The 705-nt window shown below is 68.1% G+C and carries 1 protein-coding gene and 1 pseudogene; both read left to right on the forward strand.

Annotated elements, in window-relative coordinates; translation table 11 throughout:
- Positions 1 to 74: 74 nt before the first annotated feature.
- Positions 75 to 473: GNAT family N-acetyltransferase (locus BHU15_RS37555; RefSeq protein ID WP_255293317.1), on the forward strand; the 399-nt coding region annotated here is incomplete at its 3' end.
- Positions 474 to 475: 2 nt separating this feature from the next.
- A pseudogene (locus BHU15_RS41950) lies at positions 476 to 677 on the forward strand (GNAT family N-acetyltransferase); the annotation flags it as partial.
- Between the last annotated feature and the right edge of the window lie 28 nt (positions 678 to 705).

A 705-nucleotide genomic window follows, 5' to 3' on the forward strand; every position in this document is an offset into this window, starting at 1 on the left:
CACCCGGCCGTGTGCGGGGCTCACCCGATGCTGCATGCTGTGCATTTACCACGGACTGAGGCATGGAGCTGAGCATGACTACCACCTTTCCGGACGTCTCCATCAGCACCGAGCGGCTGGTGCTGCGCCCGTTCGAGGCCGCGGACATCCCGGCGCACATCGAGATGATGAACGACGAACCGGTCATCGCGTGGACGTCGGCCCCGTATCCGTACAGTGCCCAGGACGCCGAGGAATGGGTGAGCGCCATCGCTCCCGCGGAACGGACCGAAGGGCGCGGACTGGTCCTCGCCGTCACGGAGTTCCTGACCCAGCGCCTCGTCGGCCTCGCACGGCTGAAGAACACGAACTGGCGCACCCGCACCACCGAGATGTCCTACGTCACCGCCCCCTGGGCGCGCGGCGAGGGCTACGCCACCGAATCGGTGCTCGCCGTCGCCCAGTGGCTCTTCCGCGACCAGAGCTTCGAACGCNNGGTCGCGCAGAAGGCCGGCTGCATCAGCGAGGGTGTCCTGCGCAACGCGTGGATAGCGCGTACGCAGACGGAGACCGGCAGTTGGATCGACGTCCGCACCGACCTCATCGTGTGGAGCCTGCTGCCCGAGGACCTCGAAGGCGTGGCCGAGCAGATGGCGGACGCGGGCGGCTACGGCTCCTCCTTCACCGACTGGAACTGAACCCCGGCTGTTCCCCCGACCTCCGGCC

It is taken from the genome of Streptomyces niveus (assembly GCF_001723055.1).
Taxonomy (GTDB): domain Bacteria; phylum Actinomycetota; class Actinomycetes; order Streptomycetales; family Streptomycetaceae; genus Streptomyces; species Streptomyces niveus.